This window comes from Nocardia niwae NBRC 108934 = DSM 45340, from assembly GCF_001613465.1.
Classification (GTDB): domain Bacteria; phylum Actinomycetota; class Actinomycetes; order Mycobacteriales; family Mycobacteriaceae; genus Nocardia; species Nocardia niwae.
Window position 1 is genome coordinate 1 of the sequence record NZ_BDCK01000037.1, and the last position, 19811, is coordinate 19811.

Annotated in this window: 11 protein-coding genes; 9 read left to right on the top strand and 2 right to left on the bottom strand. The window is 69.8% G+C overall.

Annotated features, from left to right (window positions below; all coding sequences use genetic code 11):
- The first annotated feature begins 789 nt into the window (after window positions 1-789).
- The gene (locus NNI01S_RS25425; RefSeq protein WP_063022840.1) at window positions 790-1794 is read left to right on the top strand and encodes a fatty acid desaturase family protein; all 1005 of its coding nucleotides are present in this window, start codon (window positions 790-792) and stop codon (window positions 1792-1794) included.
- Window positions 1795-1813: 19 nt separating this feature from the next.
- On the opposite strand, the gene NNI01S_RS25430 is transcribed toward NNI01S_RS25425, so the two are convergent.
- Complete coding sequence (locus NNI01S_RS25430) at window positions 1814-2401, bottom strand: TetR/AcrR family transcriptional regulator (RefSeq protein ID WP_063022670.1); 588 nt, start codon at window positions 2399-2401, stop codon at window positions 1814-1816.
- A 158-nt stretch (window positions 2402-2559) separates the two neighbouring features.
- Here NNI01S_RS25430 and NNI01S_RS25435 point away from each other — a divergent pair, with 158 nt between their 5' ends.
- The 7 genes from NNI01S_RS25435 (at window position 2560) to NNI01S_RS25465 (ending at window position 15788) form a co-directional block, all read left to right on the top strand.
- Entirely contained in the window at window positions 2560-3486 is a 927-nt protein-coding gene (locus NNI01S_RS25435; RefSeq protein ID WP_084489307.1) for a ParB/RepB/Spo0J family partition protein, read from the top strand.
- Between the two features lie 51 nt (window positions 3487-3537).
- Window positions 3538-5745, top strand: coding sequence for an MMPL family transporter (locus NNI01S_RS25440; RefSeq protein WP_063022672.1), 2208 nt, complete (start codon window positions 3538-3540; stop codon window positions 5743-5745).
- A gap of 15 nt (window positions 5746-5760) precedes the next feature.
- The gene (locus NNI01S_RS25445) at window positions 5761-6906 is read left to right on the top strand and encodes an LLM class flavin-dependent oxidoreductase (RefSeq protein ID WP_063022673.1); all 1146 of its coding nucleotides are present in this window, start codon (window positions 5761-5763) and stop codon (window positions 6904-6906) included.
- Window positions 6907-7035: 129 nt separating this feature from the next.
- Entirely contained in the window at window positions 7036-13314 is a 6279-nt protein-coding gene (locus NNI01S_RS25450; protein ID WP_063022674.1) for a type I polyketide synthase, read from the top strand.
- Between the two features lie 11 nt (window positions 13315-13325).
- Complete coding sequence (locus NNI01S_RS25455; RefSeq protein WP_169813016.1) at window positions 13326-14288, top strand: AvrD family protein; 963 nt, start codon at window positions 13326-13328, stop codon at window positions 14286-14288.
- Window positions 14289-14324: 36 nt separating this feature from the next.
- A complete protein-coding gene (locus NNI01S_RS25460; protein ID WP_063022676.1) occupies window positions 14325-15101 on the top strand; it encodes an ATP/GTP-binding protein in 777 nt (258 codons plus the stop codon).
- Between the two features lie 9 nt (window positions 15102-15110).
- Window positions 15111-15788 (top strand): class I SAM-dependent methyltransferase, encoded by a 678-nt coding sequence (locus tag NNI01S_RS25465; RefSeq protein WP_063022677.1) that lies wholly within the window; start codon window positions 15111-15113, stop codon window positions 15786-15788.
- Window positions 15789-15942: 154 nt separating this feature from the next.
- Here the strand turns inward: NNI01S_RS25465 and NNI01S_RS25470 are convergent, their stop codons facing one another.
- Window positions 15943-18426, bottom strand: a complete 2484-nt coding sequence (locus NNI01S_RS25470; RefSeq protein WP_063022678.1) for a helix-turn-helix transcriptional regulator — start codon at window positions 18424-18426, stop codon at window positions 15943-15945.
- A gap of 180 nt (window positions 18427-18606) precedes the next feature.
- On the opposite strand from NNI01S_RS25470, the gene NNI01S_RS25475 reads away from it, so the two are divergent.
- Window positions 18607-19806, top strand: a complete 1200-nt coding sequence (locus NNI01S_RS25475; RefSeq protein WP_063022679.1) for a styrene monooxygenase/indole monooxygenase family protein — start codon at window positions 18607-18609, stop codon at window positions 19804-19806.
- Window positions 19807-19811: the final 5 nt, after the last annotated feature.

Genomic DNA, 19811 nt, shown 5'->3' on the forward strand with positions numbered 1-19811 from the left:
CCGTGTCACGGGACGGATGCATCCGCACGGACAACGGAGTCCTTTTGCGGGACCGGATATCCGACCCCTGCCCACTCGCTCCGAGGGGAGCGAACCTGCGATAACATACGGTACACAATACCGAGTACATCGTGGGTGAGATCACCGAAACTTGGGATAACTTAGCGCTTCTCGTGACAACCCTGAATCCAGGGTACCGGGCCGTGTCCCCCTACGCCCGTGCCCATTTCGTCCGTTGTTCCCACGCTTGTTCCGCCACATCGGTTCTCCAGCTCGGCCCGCCGGAATCCGCCAACGGCGCTCGCGCACAGCGGAAGTCGGACCCACAACAACTGAGGCAGCATGAGCACGGCCGTTTCTGCGTCGTCCCGCGCGAGAATGCCACTCCGTCATGTCACCCGGGGACCACCGCCTGCCTGCATCGGTGAAAGGCGAGGCAGCGTCGTCCGACGGACCGAGTCGGCGAGGTCCGGCCCATGCCGTCGCCGCCGGGTGAAGGCAACGCGATCGTCACGCGGATGTGTCGTCCATCGGCGCGCCCGTTCACCCCGCGGTGATCTCCTCGCGCCATTCTGTTCTCCGAGGCGAGCGAATCTCGCGTACCGACGTCCAGTAGCCTGCGTCGGCGCGGGTTGTGCAGGCAACCCCGGCCCGGAGACCGGCAACGACAACAGGATGTGTGGGCGACCCGTGGTAATCGACAGTTCTCCCGATCGGGTGGTGCCGAGATCCGCGGCCGCGGACGCCATCGGACCCCTACCGGCGCGCGGCAGCGAGTATGCGGTGTTGATGCGCCGAGTGCGTGGAGCCGGGCTACTGGAGCGGCGGTTGCGGTACTACGTCTGGAAGGGTGCGGTCACCGCCGTGGCGTTCGCCGCCGGGTGGGCGGCGTTCTTCGTCATCGGCGACTCGTGGTGGCAACTGGGCACTGCCGTGTTCTTGGCGGTGGTGTTCGCGCAGCTGGCATTCCTCGGTCATGATGCCGGGCACCGGCAGATCTTCGCCGGCCGACGGGCCGATTACTTGTTCGGTGTGATCGCGGGCAATCTCGGTATCGGGGTGAGCATCGGCTGGTGGGTCAGCAATCACAACCGCCACCACGCGCATCCCAACACCGAGGGTTCGGACCCCGACGTGATGGGGGTGCTGGCCCATTCCGGGGATCGAGCACGGACCGGAACAGGGATCAGGCGGTTGATCTTCCGCTATCAAGCCTGGCTGTTCTTTCCGATGCTGCTGCTCGAGGCCGGCAGTCTGCACTATGCGAGCGTACGGGCGGTTCTGCGCTGGCCGATACCCCACCGCGTCCTTGAGGGGGCGCTGTTGGCCGCGCACACCGCCGGCTACCTCGCCACGGTTTTCCTCGTCCTGCCGCCGGGTAAAGCGCTCGTCTTCCTCGCCGTGCAGCAGGGCCTGTTCGGGTTCTACATGGGGTGCACTTTCGCACCCAACCACAAGGGAATGGAAGTACTCGCCGAAGGATCTTCGACCGATTTCCTCCGCCGTCAGGTGCTCACCTCGCGCAACGTCCGCGGCGGCTTGCTCATCGACACCGTCCTCGGCGGGTTGAATTACCAGATCGAGCACCATTTGTTCCCGTCCATGCCGCGGCCCAACCTGCGCCGAGCCAAGCCGATGGTCGAACAGTTCTGCCTCGAACTCGATGTTCCCTACTGCGAGACCGGCCTTGTGGACTCCTACCGCCAGGCACTGCGGCATCTGGACACCGTCGGCCGCCTCGCCCGCCCGCCGGCTCCTGCCGCAGCCGACAGCGGAGACACGGCGAAACAGTAGCCGCCCGGGCCCACCCCGCCTAAGTCATTCCGCCCTCGGGTGGCTCAGCGGGAAGCGGCCCCGTGCGGTTGGCGGTCAGCATCCGCACGGCCGCCGTGCGCAGATCCGGGCGCGCGCGCCGGGAAGTGAGTTCCGCCAAGCAGATCTCACCGACCATCGCGACCTTCATCCGGGAGGCGGCGTCGGGGTCGGGCCACCCGGCGGCGACCATGTCCGGCCGACCCACGGCGATGAACAGCTCGTGCCTGCGGCGGATCTCCTCGCGCAGATCCGGATCGGTGCGCGCCTGGACCATGAACGCCTCGGTGCCTCGGGCGTCGAGGCAGGCATCCAGGAACGCGTCCAGGCTGGGTCCGATCCGTTCGATCCCCGGCGGTATCCCGGCCAGCGCCGCGGCCACCGACTGTGCGAGCGCGTCGAAGAAGCGGCGGTGCAGCGCGATGACGTAGCTGCGGCGGTTGACGAAGTGGTGGTAGAAGGTGCCCTTCGCCATCCCGGCTTCCTCGACCACCGCGTTGATCGAAAGACGGTGCAGCCCTTCGCGTTCCGCCACCACGGTACCCGCGATGAGCAGTGCCGTGCGACCGGGGTCGGCAATGACTGTCATGTTTCCGAATTCTCCCCACTCTTTCTGAAAAGCCTAGTGTCGGGCACCGGCCGCACCTACGCTGTGACCGATCGGTCGGTCGAAGCCTAGCCGGGTTCGGGATGGGCCATCGGGTCATCGAGGACCGATCTGATTCCGGGCGACCCTGGGGGTTCGAAATGTCCGCTGAGTTTAAATTGGTGAGCGGCGATGTGGTGCCACTCGCGTCGAACGCGCGTTATCGCGTATCGATCGACGACCTGCTGCCCGCGGACTCGCCGCGGTCGAACGGAGAGGATCGCCGGCATATCGCCCGGCTGGCCGAGAGCGACACCGAATTGCCGCCGATTCTGGTGCACCGCAGCACGATGCGGGTCATCGACGGAATGCACCGGTTGCGCGCCGCGCAATGGCTCGGACACGAGCAGATCGAAGTCGTGTTCTTCGACGGCACACAAGCCGAGGCTTTTCTGCGCGGTGTCGAACTGAATACGACGCACGGGCTGCCGTTGACGCTCGCGGACCGCAAAGCGGCGGCCGAGCGGATCATCGAGACTCTGCCGGAATTGTCCGACCGCGCCATCGCGTCCACCACGGGGCTGTCCGCGCGCACGGTGGCCACGATTCGCGAACGTTCGACTGCGGAAATTCCGCAGTCGAACATCCGCGTCGGCGCCGACGGCAGGCGCAGGCCGATGGACCGAGCCCAGCGCAGGCGCCGCGTCGCCGAACTGCTGGCCACCTCGCCCGACATGCCGTTGCGGGCGCTGGCGGCCGCGGCGGAGGTGTCCATCAGCACGGCGCACGCGATCCGCAAGCGCCTGCGGGAGACGGGATCACCCGAGCGCGCGAGCGCCGCGGATCAGCCCGAGGGCAGCGCGCTGCTGCTGCAGCAGCTCACCCGTGACCCCGCGATGCGGCACAGTCAGCAAGGCCGCGACCTGTTGCGCTGGTTACACACCCACTCGATGCAGCGCGAGGTGTGGACCGCGCTGGTCGCCACCGTCCCGCCACATTGCATCCCAGCCGTCGCCGAACTCGCCAACCGCAATGCCAAGGAATGGCGAGCACTCGCCGGCTACATCGATTCCGGCGCCACCGAATAGCGCCGCCATCTCCGCGATTCACGGCCGGAATTCGAGAAAAGGTCATTCATCATGCTTGCTGGTCTCGCGCGCCTGGCGGTCGGGCGACCGCGATCCGTCCTCTACGGCGCGCTGCTCATCGGGATCGTCTGCGTCGGGCTCGGCTGGTCGGCGCCCGCTCACCTGAAATCCGGTGGCTATGTCCCGTCCGATACCGAATCCGCCGAGGTCGCGGCCTATCTGAGCCGCGACTTCCCCGGCGCCGCACCGAATCTCGTGCTGCTGGTCACCGCGCCGGACGGACTCGACAGCCCTGCGGCGCGCACGGTAGGTGAACGCCTGGCCGGGACCCTCCGTGGCCGCGGCGAGGTGGACGCGGTCCAGTCCTACTGGGAACTTCCGCCGGATCTGCGACAAGGCCTGCGCGGCAACAACGGCCGCGACGGCCTGGTGCTGGCGCACGTCACCGGTGACGACACCGACGCGCCCAAACGGGCCGGCGCCATCGCCGGACAGGTGAGCGGCGAGTTCGACGGCGTCACCGTGCGGGCGGGCGGCCAGGCGGTGGCCTTCGACGAGATGAGCCATCAGATCGTCACCGACCTGCTGATCACCGAGGCGATCGCGATTCCGCTCACCGGTCTGGCCTTGGTCCTGGTCTTCGGCAGCCTGACCGCGGCGCTGATCCCGCTGGCGGTCGGCGTGTTCAACATCTTCGCGACCCTGCCCATCCTGCGGCTGCTCACCGAGGTCGGCGACGTATCGATCTTCGCGCTGAACATGATGAGCGCCCTGGGTTTCGCGGTCGCGATCGACTCGAGCCTGTTCATGGTCAGCAGGTTCCGGGAGGAGCTCGCCGCCGGACACGACACCGCCTCCGCGGTCGCGCGCACGGCGCGGACAGCGGGTCGCACCGTTCTGTTCTCCGGTGTGGTGATCGCGCTGTCCCTGTCGACACTGCTGGTCTTCCCGCTGTATTTCCTCCGGTCGCTGGCCTACGCGGGGCTGGCCGTGCTCGGTGCTGCCGTGTTCACCACGCTGCTGCTGGTGCCGGCCGCGCTCGCGCTGCTGGGACCGCGCATCGACGCACTCGACGTGCGAGCCCTGCTGCGCCGCCGATCGCGACCGGAGCCGGTCGAAGTCACCGAAACCCGGTGGTACCGAGCGGTGCTGCTGGTGATGCGCCGCCCGGTGGTGTCCGCGGCGGCGGTCATCGCGCTGCTGCTGGTGCTGGGCTCGCCCTTCCTGTCCATCCGGTTCGGCGCCGCCGACGACCGGGTCATCACCGGAGCCTCCAGCCACGTCGTCGGCGACACCTTGCGAACCGGCTTCCGGGAGAACGCCATGGCGGGCGTTCTCGTGGCCGTGCCCGGACTCCGGGGCGGCGAGGCCGAAATCGCCGCTTACGCCGAGCGTTTGTCGCGTGTGGAGGACGTCACGACGGTGCTGTCGGCGGCGGGCGTCTACGCCGGCGGGCTGAAAGTCGCCTCGGCGCCACCCGGGATGCGCAGCGACGCCGGCACGTATCTGCGGGTGGGCACCCGGCTCGACCCGTACTCGCCCGCCGCGATCGAGCAGCTCGACCACGTGCGCGCGGTGCCCGCACCGGGCCGGGCGCTGCTCGGCGGGGCGGCGGCCGAAAGCGTCGACGCGCTCGACGCGCTCGCGGCGAAGGTTCCCCTGGCGCTCTTCGTGATCGCGCTGTCGACGGTGGTGGTGCTGTTCTTCTTCACCGGCAGTGTGCTGTTGCCGATCAAAGCGCTGCTGCTCAACACGCTTTCGCTGGCGGCGACCTTCGGGGCGATGGTGTGGGTCTTCCAGGAGGGGCACCTGTCGGATCTGCTCGGCTTCACCCCGACCGGTTATCTCGTGCCGACCATGCCGATCCTGATGTTCTGCATCGCCTTCGGCGTCTCGATGGACTACGAGGTGTTCCTGCTGTCCCGGATCCGCGAGGAGTGGCTGTCCAGCGGCGACAATACGCGCGCCGTGGCGACCGGCGTCGCCCGCACCGCGCGCATCTTCACCGCGGCCGCCTGCCTCATGGCGATCGCCTTCGCCGGGATGGTGACCTCGCACGTGTCGTTCATCCAGCTGTTCGGCCTCGGCCTGACCTTGGCGGTGATCAGCGACGCGACGTTGATCCGCGGCGTACTCGCGCCCGCCTTGATGCGCATGCTCGGCGCGGCCAACTGGTGGGCGCCGCGCCGCCTCGCCCGCCTGCACGACCGTATCGAAATCCCTGAGACCAGCGACGATCTCGAACCAGTACCCAAGTAGTGCGATAGGAAGAACATGGCGAAATTCCGCACAGGCGTGATGGATTCCGGTGTCTATACCAGGTTCGCGCCCGATCTGCAATTTCGCGGCAGCCGCTCGGTGGCGATGGCGGGCGGGGCGGACTCGCTCTGGGTGACCGACCATCTGCCCTCGATCCTGCCCGCCTCGATCTGGAAACCGCGGCACGTCGGCATCACCAGGCTGGCGCCGCACGCCGACGGCATCTACGAACCGTGGACGGCGCTGGGTTACCTCGCCGCGCAGAACCGCTTGGCCCGCCTGCGGCTCGGCGTCGGCGTCACCGACGCAGGCCGTCGCAATCCGGCGGTGACCGCGCAGGCCGCGGCCACTCTGCACCAATTGAGCAGGGGCCGGGCCATTCTCGGCATCGGCACCGGCATCCGGGACAACAACGAGCCCTACGGGGTGGACTGGACCGCTCCGGTCGGGCGGTTCGAAGAAGCGCTGGCCACCATCCGGGCGCTGTGGGACTCCCACGGCAGCCTGGTGACCAGGGACTCCCCGTACTTTCCGTTGCGCGACGCGGTCTTCGACGTGCCGCCGTACCGGGGCACCCGCCCGGAGATCTGGGTGGCCGCGGGCGGTCCGCGCATGCTGCGGGCCGCCGGGCGCTACGCCGACGTGTGGTTTCCCGGCTTCGCGCAGCGCCCGCACGAGTACCGCCACCGCCTCGAGCTGGTCCGCGCCGCGGCCTCCGACGCGGGCCGCGACCCGTCGTCGGTCGCGCCCGCGGCCGTGTTCAGCGTGCTCACCGCGACCCGTCCGGCCGAGGTGGACGCCCTCGTCGAGAGCGTCGGCGCGCGGGCACTGACCCTGTGCGCGCCCGGCGAGATGTGGACCAGGCATGGCGCGACCCACCCACTGGGCGAGAACTTCACCGGCCTGCAGGACTATCTGCCGCAGACGCTGGACGAGCGCACGGTGCTGGACTACGTGGAGAAGGTCCCGCCGTCACTGGTGCGGGAATTCTGCCTGGCCGGCACCCCGGACGAGATCGTCGAGCAGGTCGCGGACTGGCGCGACCACGGGCTGCGCTACGCCGTGCTCATGAATCTCAGCGCAATTCATCCGAACCTCACACACGGGATGTTGTCGAACGCGCCTTTGGTGACGACGTTACGTAAATTGAAGAAACTGTAGTGCAAGACAATTGACGCCCGAGTGGCATGCGCAATAGCATGACCATTCGAGCGAAGAAGCTCGTCAGATATTTTTGCTGCTGCGGTCGGGGGGCTCAGCAAGGTCCCGCATTTCAGGCCAGGAGAAACAATGGTCGACATTGCAATAGTGGGTATCGGCTGCCGTTTTCCAGGCGGCGTATTCGACCCGGAGAGTTACTGGAATTTCCTGCTCGGTAAAGGCGACGGGATCGTCGATATACCGCCGGACCGTTGGAGCGTCGAAAAGTACTACGACCCGGATCCGGATGCGCCGGGGCGTATGTACACCCGGCGCGGCGGATTTCTCACGCAGCCGCTGTGGGATTTCGACGCCGATTTCTTCGGCATCGCCCAGAAGGAGGCCGCCATCCTCGATCCGCAGCAGCGGCTGCTGCTGGAGGTCACCTGGGAGGCGCTCGACGACGCGGGCATGGCGGGCCGGGTCTCCGGCCACCGCGTCGGGGTCTACATCGGCGGCTTCATCCTCGACAACGTGCTCGGACGCAGCGGGCCGCTGGTCCGCTCGGCGATCACCAGCCACACCGCGATGAGCGCCTCGCACACCTTGTTGTCCAACCGCATCTCCTACCTGCTCGACCTGCACGGCCCCAGCCTGACCGTCGACACCGCGTGCTCGTCTTCGCTGGTGGCCACGCATCTCGCGGTGCAGGCGATCGCCAACGGCGAATGCGAGATCGCGCTGGCGGGCGGGGCGAACGCGATGCTGCAGCCGGAGACGTTCATCTCCATGTGCAAGGGCCGGTTCCTGTCGGTCGACGGGCGCTGCAAGACCTTCGACGCCGCCGCCGACGGATACGGCCGCGCCGAGGGCGCGGGCGCGGTGCTGCTCAAGCCGCTGGATCTGGCGCAGCGCGACAACGACCGCGTGTACGCCGTCATTCGCGCGACGGGCGTCAACCAGGACGGCCGCACCATGGCCATCCCCGTGCCGAATCCCGTTGCGCAGGAACAATTGGCCCGCCAGGTGCGTGACGACGCGGGCGTCGCGGCGCACGAGGTGAGCTACCTCGAGGCGCACGGCACCGGCACCGCGGTCGGCGACCCGATCGAGCTGTCCGCGCTGGGCGCGGTGTACGGCGCGGTCGACGGCCGCGGCGAACCGGTGCCGGTCGGCTCGGTGAAGAACAACTTCGGGCACACCGAGGCCGCGGCCGGGGTCGCGAGCCTGATCAAGGCCGCGCTCACCCTGCACCACCGCACGGTCGCGCCCCAATTCGACCTGCGGACACCGAATCCGGCGATCGCGTTCGACGAGCTACGACTACGGGTGCCGCTGCGGCCCGAACCGCTGTCCGCGGCGCCGGGCAAGGGCGTGGTCGCGGTCAACGGCTTCGGCTACGGCGGCACCAACGCCCACGTCATCCTCGTCGAGGCGCCGCCGCTCACCGCCCTCCCCGAGGACGAGCGCCCGGTACCGAAGGTGCTGCCCATCTCCGGCCGCCACGAGACCGCCGTGCGCACACTCGCGGGCGAACTCGCGCACGCGCTCGACCACCATCCCGCCGACGCGGTCACCGCGGCCGCGTGGACCCGGCGCGCCCATCACTCCCTGCGGGTCGGTTTCGCCTACGACGACGCCGAGGATCTGCGCACCCAGTTGCGCGCCTTCGCCGCGGGCGAGGGCCGGGCCCCGTCCCGGGTCATCGGTGACGGCGAGGTGGAGCCCGTCTTCGTCTTCAGCGGCATGGGCCCGCAGTGGTGGGGCATGGGCCGCGAACTGCTCACCACCGACAGCACGTTCGCGAAGGTGGCCCGGGAGATCGACCGCGAGTTCGTCTCGATCGCGGGCTGGTCGATCCTGGACGAGATGCTCGCCGACGAGGCCGGCTCGCGCATCATGCGCACCGCCTACGCACAGCCGGCCAATTTCGTGCTGCAGGCCGCGTTGACCGCCGAATTGGCGGAATACGGCGTCTATCCCGCCGTGGTGGTCGGGCACAGTGTCGGCGAGGTCACGGCCGCGTACGTGTCGGGCGCGTTGTCGCTGCGGGACGCGGTCACCGTCAGCTACCACCGTGCCCGGCTGCAGGCGACCACCGCGGGCACCGGCGGAATGCTGGCCCTGGGCATGTCCGAGAACGAAGCGCGGGAATTGCTCGCCCGCACCGACAGCATCTCGATCGCGGCGGTCAACAGCCCCGGCGCGGTCACCCTCGCCGGTGACAGCGGGGACCTCGAGTTGCTGCGCGACACCTTGTCTGCCACCGGCACATTCGCGCGCAGCCTGCGGGTCGAGGTGCCTTACCACAGCCATCTGATGGACCCGATCCTCGACGATTTGCGGGACGCGCTGAGCCAGCTCGCGCCGCGGGACGCGAAACTGACCACGTACTCCACCGTGACCGCCGCCGAGATCGCGGGAACCGGCTGGGACGCGGACTACTGGTGCCGCAACGTCCGGGAACCGGTCCGGTTCGCCGACGCCATCGGCGCGCTGGTCGACACCGGCCACCGCGTCTTCCTCGAGGTGGGCCCGCATCCGGTGCTCAGCGGCAACATCCGCGAGATGCTGATCCAGCGCGGCGTGATCGGCGCCGCGGTCACCACGCTCTCGCGCGATCTGCGCGACCGCAACAACGTGCTGCGGGCCGTCGCGGATCTGTATGTCGCCGGCTCGCTGGACGGTTCGACCGTTCCCGGCCGGCCGGACTCGGTCGTCGAGCACCTCGATCTGCCCGCCTATCCGTGGCAGCGCAAACGGGTCTGGCACGACGAACCGGTCACCCTGCTCGATCGCCTCGGCACACCGGACGCCTACGCGCTGCTGGGTGACCGCACCGCGGCGGTGAACTCCGAATGGGAAGTGCAGCTGTCGGTCTCGCGGCTGCCGTGGCTGCGCGACCACGTCGTGGACGGGCATGTCGTGCTGCCCGGCGCGGCCTATCTCGACGCCGCGCTCAGCGCGGCCGTCGAGCGCACCGGACGCACGAGCGTCGGCCTGGAGTCGGTGGAGTTCGTCGCGCCGCTGGTGATCGATGAGCACGACGTCCCGGTGCTGCGGGTGAGTATCGAGGAGTCGACCAAACGCTTCCAGATCCGCTCGCGCTCGGCCACCGCCGCCACCTGGACGCTCAACGCCCACGGCAGGCTCATCGAAGCCGACTTCACCGCCACCGTCGTGGCTGTCGACGCCCCCGAGCACGCCGCCGCCGTCGCGGGCCCGGATCTGTATCGCGGCTTGGCGGATCGTGGCCTGGACTACGGGCCGGCCTTCCAGCGCATCGTCTCGGCGGTCGTCGGCGCGGACGCGGTGGTCGCCTCGCTCGCCGCGGTGGAGGAAACAGGGCCGGTCCGGCACCTGGCCCATCCGGCACTGGTCGACGCCGCGCTGCAATGCGTCGCCGCGCTCGCCGCGGATACGGACGCCGACGTGGCGATCGTGCCCGCCGCCATCGCCGGGGTGCGCCGGTTGGGCGCACTGCCCGAGCGGCCGCGGGTCGTGGTGACCCGGCGTGGAGTGGACCCGCTGCGGGCCGACATCGCCATCGTCGGGGACGAGGGCGAGGTGGCCATGCGGCTGCTGGGTGTGGAATTCCGCCCGGTCAGCGCCGCGGTCGATGCCACCCATCAGCTGGAACGCGTCTTCTACCAGCCCATCTGGGAGATCGTGGAGACACCGTCCGGCGAGCGGTCCGCCGAGGAGGAGACCGTCGTCGCCGTGGCCGTCGGCGCCGACGCGGCCGACCGGGCAGCGGCGCTGCTGGGCGACCGTGCCGACATCACCGTCGTGCTCGCCGACCCCGACGCCGCTGACAACGACGAGCGCCTGCGGCTGGCATTGCGGTCCCCCGAGGGCGAACCGATCGCCCAACGCCTCCGCGTGGTCAGCGTGTTCGGTGCCGCGTTCGACGGCGCGCGCAACGTCTACTGGCTCGCGCGCGTCGCGAATGCCATCGAGCATCTGCTCGCCGACGCGCCGCAGGTCGACGTGCACAGCGTCGTCGTCACCGAGAACGCGCTGTGCACGCCCGCCGACACCACCGCACGGGTGTCACACGGCGCGCTGGTGGGTGCGCGGCGCGCGCTGCTGAACGAGCAGCCCGCCGCGAGCTGGCGACTGGTCGACGCGGACCCGCAGGCCGCGGCGCTCGCCGGCCTCGTTCTGGCCGACGACGTGCTCGACGAGATCGGCGTGCGCGGAGCCGACCACTGGGCGGTGCGGCTGGACCGCAATTTCGGCGCGCACCTCGAGGAGCGCAACCGAGCCGTCCCGCTGCCGGACCCGGAAGCCTCGTTCGCGGTGGAGATCCCCAAGTCGCGGCTGATGTCCGACCTGGCCTTGCGCGAAACCGAGCGCATCGCGCCCGGTCCCGGCGAGATCGAGGTCCGGATGGAGGCGGCCGGGCTCAATTACAAGGACGCGATGAAGGTCATCGGCGTGCTCACCGAAAAGGAGCTCGCGGGAACCTATTTCGGCATGACGGTCGGCATGGAGGGTTCCGGTGTGGTCGAGCGCGTCGGGCCCGGCGTCACCGGTGTCGCGGTCGGCGACCGGATGATGGTATGCGCTCGCGACATCCTCCGCAGATACGTGACGATGCCCGTCGACGCGGGCGCGACCATGCCGCACGAGCTGCTGCCTGGAGAGGACTACGATCCGCTCACCTGCGGATCCGGCTTGCCGTTCCTCACCGCCGAATTCGGGCTGCGGACACTGGCGCGCCTGCGGGCCGGCGAGACCGTGCTGGTGCACGGCGCGGCGGGTGGCATGGGCATGGCCGCGGTGCAGGTCGCACTGGACATCGGCGCCATCGTGATCGCGACCGCGGGCACGCCCGAGCGGCGGGCGCAGGTGCGTGAGCTCGGCGCGCAACACGTGCTGAACTCGCGCTCGGCCGACTTCGTCGACGAGATCGCCGAGCTGACCCGCGGACGCGGCGTCGACGTCGTCTACAGCTCGGCTCCGGGGGAGATCCTGCGCCAGAACTTCCGGGTGGCAGCGGAATTCGGCCGGGTCGTCGACATCGGCAAAGCCGACATCTACACCGGCGGCGTCATCGATCTGGGTCCCTTCGACCGCAACCTCACGTTCTTCTCCGTCGACATGGACCGGGCGCTGGCCCACGACCCGGAACTGTTGCGTACGCCGATGCGGGCCAGCCACGCGGCCTTGCGCGACGGCCGGTACCGGTACCTGCCGCATACCGCCTATCCGGTGTCGGAGCTGGCCGCGGCATTCGAGACCGTCGCCCGATCCGACCAGATCGGACGAGTGGTGCTGGACCTGCGCGAGGAACGGCCGATGGTCCGTCCCGCGCTCGCCCACCCGCGCATCGACCCGGACGGCTGCTATCTGGTGACCGGCGGTTTCGGTGGATTCGGCTCGGCCACCGCCCGCTGGCTGGTCGCCGAGGGCGCTCGGAAACTGGTGCTGGTCGGCCGTAGCGGCGCATCCACCCCGCAGGCCCGAGCGCAGGTCGCGGCGTTCATCGCGGCGGGCGTGACGGTGATCGAGGAACGGGTGGACGTCGCCGACTACGCCGCGACCGCCGCCCTCGTGGACCGCATCCGGTCGGTCGCGCCGCTGCGCGGCATCTTCCACGCGGCCGGCGTGGTGAACAACCTGCCCGTTCCGCAGATCACCCGGGAGTCGCTCGACGAATTGTTCGCCAAGGTCCGCGGAGCGCAGCATCTGGATCGCGCGGCCGAGGCCGCGGGCATCGAGCTGGACATGTTCGTGCTGTACTCCTCGATCAGCGCGCTGGGTTGCATCACCCCGCAGGTCGGCTACGCCGCCGCCAACGCCGCCCTGGACGCGCTCGCGGCCGAGCGGCGTGCCCGCGGCGCTGCGGCGCTGGCGGTGAACTGGGGCTTCATGAGCGGTGGCGGCATGGCCGACAAGACCGAGGCGCTGGTGGACTACGTCAAGTCGATCGGCTTCCTGCCCATCGACATGGACCGCGCCACCAGCCTGCTGCGCGAATGCCTGGCTCTCGACACCGCCCAGGTCGCGGTGGCCGACATCGACTGGACGGTGTGGTCGCGGGTGGCGCGTCCGTCCACCGACACCCAGCGCTTCCGCCAGTTGCTCGCCGATATCGGGGTGACCGGCGAGGCCGGCGGCACACTGCGCGCCGAGATCCTCACGCTGCCCACCGAACAGCGCGCCGACTTCGTCGCCCAGCGCCTCGCCGACCAGCTCGCGGTGGTGCTCGGCGTGGACACCGACGCCATCAATATCGACGAGCCCGTCACCGACCTCGGCATGGACTCGCTCATGGCGATGGAATTCGGGGCGCGCACCGAGAAGGAACTCGACGTCAAGATCTCCGCGCTGGAACTCAGCAGGGGCCTGTCGCTGCGCGGCATCGGCGCCAAGGTGGTCACCCAGTTCGCCGAGCCCGCCGCCGCCCAGGCCGCGGCATGAAAGGAAGCGACATGTCCACCGAGCTGATCGCCTACGCCGATATCGATTCCGTGCTGGGTCACCGGGACGGGCGGTTCTTCGGCGAGGGGTACAAGCGGATCACCCACCGCATCTTCGACATCACCGTCGACCGCGACGCGCAGAACCGTCCGCAGCTGACGGCGACGGCGGGAGTGCACTACCCACTCGACTGGTCGCGCAAGAGCACCCGCGTGCTGGTTCCCCATGTGAGCAGCATCGACTGCTCGATCTTCGGTTACCGGCTGCTCGAGGTGATCCTGCGCGAGTGCTACGGGCTCACCGACAGCGAGATCCGCTCATGCTGGGTGCCTTTCGTCCAGTTCAGCAGCGGGACCATCGCGACGGAGTCGCTGGCGGAGTTCGCGATCAGCGCGACGGTGGTCGCCGAGGAGAGCGACACGATCAGCATCACCGGTGCGCTGGGCGGCGGCATGAGCCTGGAAGCCACCGTGGCGCTCCCGGCGCCGCCGCGCCCCGCCCGAGCCGAACGCCGCGCCGTGCGGGAGACCGGGCGGGGATACTTCCACGGCGGGGTGTACACCCGGGGGCAGTATCTGCGCAACGTCGTCGTCTCCGACGGCGGCAGCCGCGCACGAGCCGATTTCACACTCGCGGAACCGGATTCGGCAGGTCCCTGGCACGGTGTGGCCGACGCCTACCAGCCTTCCGTCACGCTGGTCGACGCGACGGTGATTCTGGCGCAACTGTCCCAGGTCGTGCTGTACGAGCTGGACAACATAGCCCGCAAGGACAGCGAGACGCTGTGGATGCGCCGGATGACCGCGCGCGCCTCCGCTCCCCCGGCGCCCTACGTCTCGGGCACCGCGACCACGCACATGGCGCGCTCCATGGTCCTCGCCTTCGGTGGCGGCGACTGGCGCATCTCCAGCTGGGCGTCGGACTTCGCCGGTTGCGAGATCCGCTACGACCTCGCTCACCGTCTGCCGGCCTGACCCGCGCATACCCAAACGCTCAGAAAGGCACTTCTCATGTCGGCAAACAACTATCGACGCATCGTCATCTCCGGCACCTATTCGACCGGAAAGACCACGACTTCCACAGCGCTGTCGCTGCTGACCGGCATTCCCCGGGTGGACGCCTCCTCCGCTCGCGAGGTGGTCACCGAGCTCTACCCGGGCATGCGATTCCAGGATCTGAGCACCACCGAACTGATGGCGCTCGGCTTCCGCAGGCTGGAGTTGCGCATCCAGGCCGAGGCGATCCTCGACGCCCAGGGCGGATTCATCGCCGACGGCTCGGTGCTCAACGAATGGGTCTACGGCACCACGCGGCTCATCACCGGCCCCAACCCCGGTTCGACCCGCTGGCACAAGGCCGTCAAGAACACCCTCACCCTGCCCGGCCGGCCGTTCTACCGCCGCTACCTCAACGCCTACGGTGACATGGCCCGGCAGCGGGCCAGGCAGAACTACGACATCTTCTTCCACCTCCCGGTGGAGGTGCCGATGGACCCCGACGGCCACCGCCCGGTCGACGAACGCTACCGCGCCATCTCGGATCGGCAACTGCTGCACGCGATCAGCGAACTCGGGCAGCCGGTGGTGACGGTGCGCGGCACCCCGGAACAGCGCCTGGAATCCATCGTCTCGATGCTCGACATCCCCACCGTGATGGACATCGACGTCGCGGTGAAGGAGGCGATGGAAATCGTGCGCAGCAGCCGCGAGCGCGTCCAGGAAACGATCATCGCCCAGGCACAACCGAACACTTTCGGCCGCAAGATCAAGTTCGCCACTCGCGTTTAGGAGCACGCCATGACCGTCCTGCTGGACAAGACCAAGCGCTACAACCCGATCGACTCGTGGTTCTACGACAACTTCATCTCCGACGCCGTGCGGGAGATGACCCCCACCCTCTTCGACGACATCGTCGCCCAGCTCGACGACGGCGCGCAGGTGCTCGACGTCGGTTGCGGCGGAGGGCAACTCGCGGTCGGCCTGGCCACCGCCGGGACGTCGCTGCGGCTGACCGGCATCGACCTCTCACCACAACAGGTGCGCAGGGCGCGCAAGCGCGGCGCGCCGCTGGGCAGCCGCATCCAGTTCCGGGAAGGGTCGGCGATGGACTTGCCGTTCCCCGACGGCGCCTACGACGCGGTGATCAGTTCGGGCTCGATCAAGCACTGGCCGAATCAGCGCAAGGGGCTCGCGGAGATGATCCGTGTGTTGCGCCCGGGCGGCCTGCTGCTGGTGATCGAGGCCGATCGCGGCTGCACCTTCGAGGACGCGCGCTCCTTCGTCGACCGCTGGAAGTTGCCGCAGCCCATGGCGCGCGCCTGCCTGCCGTTCTTCCGCACCTACATCGCCGGGTACGGCATAGATCTCGAGGACGGCCGCGACCTGGTGGCCGATCTCCCGGTCACCGACCCGACGGTGCGCCGCATCCCGGGCGAGCCCGGCATCCAGATCACCGCGCGCAAACGGGACGAGTGAGCACCGGCCGCCTCGGCGATTCCGGCCGGTAACGAGCCGGGCGGCGGCACAGCCGAGACGCCGCCCGGCTCGGCTCGGCTCGGCTCGGGCAAGCAGGGCAGGGCAGGGCAGGGCGAGGCACACCGGTGAGATACCCGGCGCGATTGCGGGCCTCTCACGAGCGCCGTGCGCGCAGCGGTTTGCGCGCGGCCTCCTCGCTCACCTGGTCCTGCCGGTCGGCGGGCACGAGGGCGCGGATGTCCTCGCGCGAGCTGATCATCAGTTTCTGCAGGATCGAGGCCATCTGGGCATCGACGGTCTTGTACGAACTGCCGCGCCGGGCGGCGATGGCGGTGTTGGTCCAGCCCGCCGCGGCCAGCACGGCCACGTCCTGTTCGGCCGCCGACAAGTCCGCCCAGTGCGAGGGGCGGTTGCGCCGGACCGGATGCTCCACCGGTAGCCGGTCCAGCGACAGGTTGCCCAGCGCCAGCTGCGCCACCTCGTCGAGTTCCGGACGTAGCAGCGCGCCCTCGCGCTGCGCCTCCGCGAAGTCGGTCGCGCCCAGAACCGCCCGGGCGGTATCTGCGGCGAGGTCGGTCTCGACGGCGAACGGGCCGAGATTGACGATGTCGACACCGATTCGCTCCCGCAGCGTGGCGCCGCCGCCGAGCAGGCGCGCCACTTCGCGCGCCTGCTCCACCACTGCGCCGGACCGTTCGCCGTCGGTGTCGCGGATCATGCGCGCCACCGCCCACGCGCGAACGTGGACGGCCCACACCACGCCCCACTGATCCCGGATCGCCAGCTGGGTGGTCAGCGCCGCCTGCGTCACGGCGAGCGCTTCATGCGGGTCGCCGTGTTTGGTCAGGGCCATCGCCCGGGCGAGTCCGCCCCAGGATGCCGCCCATCGCGCTCCGGAGCGCTCCGCGTGCTCCAGATGCCGCCGGGAGACCTCCAGGGCCTGCTCGGAGGTGCCGAGCAACGCGGCGGTCAGCGCTTCGAACAGTTCGCTCATCGCGGCCCCGCCACGATCGCCTGCGGCGGTGAACTTCTCGCGCGCGCGGGCCAGCACGGCGAGCGCGCGCACATCGCGGCCCACCAGCATCAGCTCGGCGCCGCTGGCGAATTCGACCGGGGCGGGCAGATCGAGATCGCGGTCGTGCTCACGCCGGCCGGTCCGGGCGCCGGCGGGCACGCACAGCGCGACGCACTCGTCGAGCATGCGTTCCGCGTCGTGGTGCAGGCCTTGGCAGAGGCTGATCCACGCGATCAGCGACATCGCCGTCACCTGCAGCGGCACCGGCTGCGGGTCCAGGGCGCGGCTCACGGCCAGCGTGCGCTCGGCCCAGCGGCGCGGTTCGCGCAGCGAGCCGGTGAGAAACGGACAGCGCAACGCGATCAGCCCGGTGGCGATCTCCAGCCCGACGGCGGCTTCCTCCGGTGTGGCGAGACTGCCCGCCATGGCGCACAGCAGGTTGTCCCAGGCCGCGCGCGCCCAATCCAGTAGATCCTGTTCGCCGGGGCCGAACCATTCGGCACGGGCCGCGACGACCTTGTCGCGGTAGTAGCGGCGGTGCCTGCGCGCCAACCGGTCCGATTCGCCGTCGCGCTCGGCCAGCCGCTGCTGGGCGAACAAGCGGACACTCTCCAGCAGCGAATACCGCACCGTGGTCGCGGTCAGGTGCACCGAGACCAGCGACTGGTCCGCCAGCCGCTCGAGCAGAGCCTCGATCTCGGCGCGAGCCAAGGCGCCCGGCTCGTCGTCGGCGCAAACCGCCTCGATCGCCTCCAGCTCCGCGCCGACGTCCGCCTCCGCCGGGTCCGAGTTCTCGTAGTCGATGTCATAGCCTGCCGCGAACACCGACAGCCGGTCGAACAGCAGTCGCTCCTCGTCCCGGCACAGCTCGTAGGACCAGGCGATGACGTCGCGAATACCTTGGTGCCGCGCGTCCGCGCCGACCCGCGGACCGTGCGACCAGCGCAGCCGCCGGTCGCTCTCCTCGCCGCTGAGGTCCCGCAGGATCATCGGCAGCGGCTGGCGCAGCAAGCGCGCGGCCGCCAGCCGGATGTAGAGCGGATGGTTGTGCACGTGGCGGCAGATCGCCACGGCCAGCTCGGCCTCGTCGTCGGCGACGGTGTGCCCGGTCAGGTCGGCGCGGGCACGGAACAAGGCCAGCGCCTGTTCCCGCGACAGCGCAGGCACCGGCACCAACTGCTCGTCGACCCAGCCGATCGCCTCCCGGCTGGTGGCCAGCACGGTGAGACCCGGCGCGGCTTCCAGCAGGTCGGCGATCACTCGTCCCGCGCCGTCCAGGACGTGTTCGCAGTTGTCCAGCACCAGGATCGTCTGCAGCGTGCGCCCGACCGCGTCGCGGCGGCGCAGCGTGTCCAGCACCGCCTCCCACGCCGAACGTCCGGAGAAATCGGCGTCGATCAGCGACCGCGCGAGGAGTTCCTCGACCGCCGCCGCGTCGGCGCCGCGGGACAGCAACGCCAGGCGCACCCAGTGCACCGGGACGCGTCGCGCCTTGTGGAACCGGTGCACCGCTTCCGTGGCCAGCCGGGTCTTGCCGATGCCGCCCGCGCCGATCAGGGTGACCAGGCGGGTTCCGCCCAGCAGCGCCATCCCGATCTTCTCCAGCTCACGCTCGCGCCCCACGAAATCATTGGGGGCCGCGGGTGGGAACCCCGGACCCGACGCACGCCCTACCGACACAACAGGGCAGCGTAGTCGGCTCGCCCGAGGAGATTCACGGTCTCTACCGATGTGCCTTACCCCCCTATACGCGGACCATTGCGCTATCGCGGTAGTCGATGACACGACCGGAAGGACACGACGGTGGGACAGATACTGGTACTCGGGGCGGGCGAATGCGGACTACCACTCGCCCATCGGCTGCTGCACGGTGGGCGGCCGGTCACGCTGGTGACCGATCGGGACGCCGAGGCGGTCCTCGCCGGCACGGTGACCAGCACCCAGGTCAAGTTCCCGCCGACGCTCGACCTCGAATCGGACCTGGGCCTGGGTTTCTGGCGCTCCATCGCACCGAATATCGAAGGCATCCGGTTCACCATGGCCGTCGACCGCGCGGCCGTGGTGACCTGGGCCGGACGGCTCACCCGCCCCGCGCAGAGCGTGGATCAGCGGACGGTGTTCGCCCGCTGGCTCGGCGAGTACCTGGCCCGAGGCGGCGACCTGCGGATCGGCGAGCCGTCCCTGGCGGAGCTCGAGCACAGCGCCGCCGGCTACGACCTGACCGTCGTCACCCGCGCCGGTCGCGAACTGGCCGGCTGCTTCGAGGCCGATCCGGCGTGGCCGGCGCCCGCCGCGCCGCTGCGCCGGCTCGCCGTGCTGTACCTCGACGGTGTCGAGCCGGACCCGGAGGGCCTCGGCTCCTACACCACGCTGCCCGAACACGGGGAAGTGATCTCCTATCCCGGCCTGACCGGCCGGCCGGGTCAGGAACGCCGCTGCGAGATCCTGCTTTTCGAGGCGCGGCCCGGCGGCGCGCTGGACGTGTTCGACCAGCACGGCACGCCCGCGCAGCGCTGGGCACAGGCCAGGCGACTGCTGGAGGCGCACTTGCCCGCCGGACTCGCCGAGCGCTACCGGCACGCCGAACCGACCGATGCGGGGGCGACGCTGGTGGGCGCGGTGACGCCGGTCATGCGCCGTCCGGTCGGCGCGCTGCCGTCGGGCAGGCCGGTGCTGGGCGGAGGTGACGTAGTCTGCCGGATGGACCCGGGCGGCGCACAGGGCGCCAACAACGCCGTGCACTGCGCGCTCCGCTACGGCGAGGCGATCCTGCACGACCCGGACGGTCCCTACGACAGCCAGTGGATGGAGTGGGCGGCCGCGCCGTGGCTGACGGCCGTCGCGTACCCCGCCGCGCGCTGGACGGCCACGGTGCTCGATCCGCCTCCGGCCATGCAGGAGATGATGCTGGCCGCTCAGCACGACACTACGCTGGCCGACGCTTTCGCCGACACCTTCGCGCGTCCGGCGAACCTCGCCCGGCTCGCGACGACAGTGGCGTGACCGAT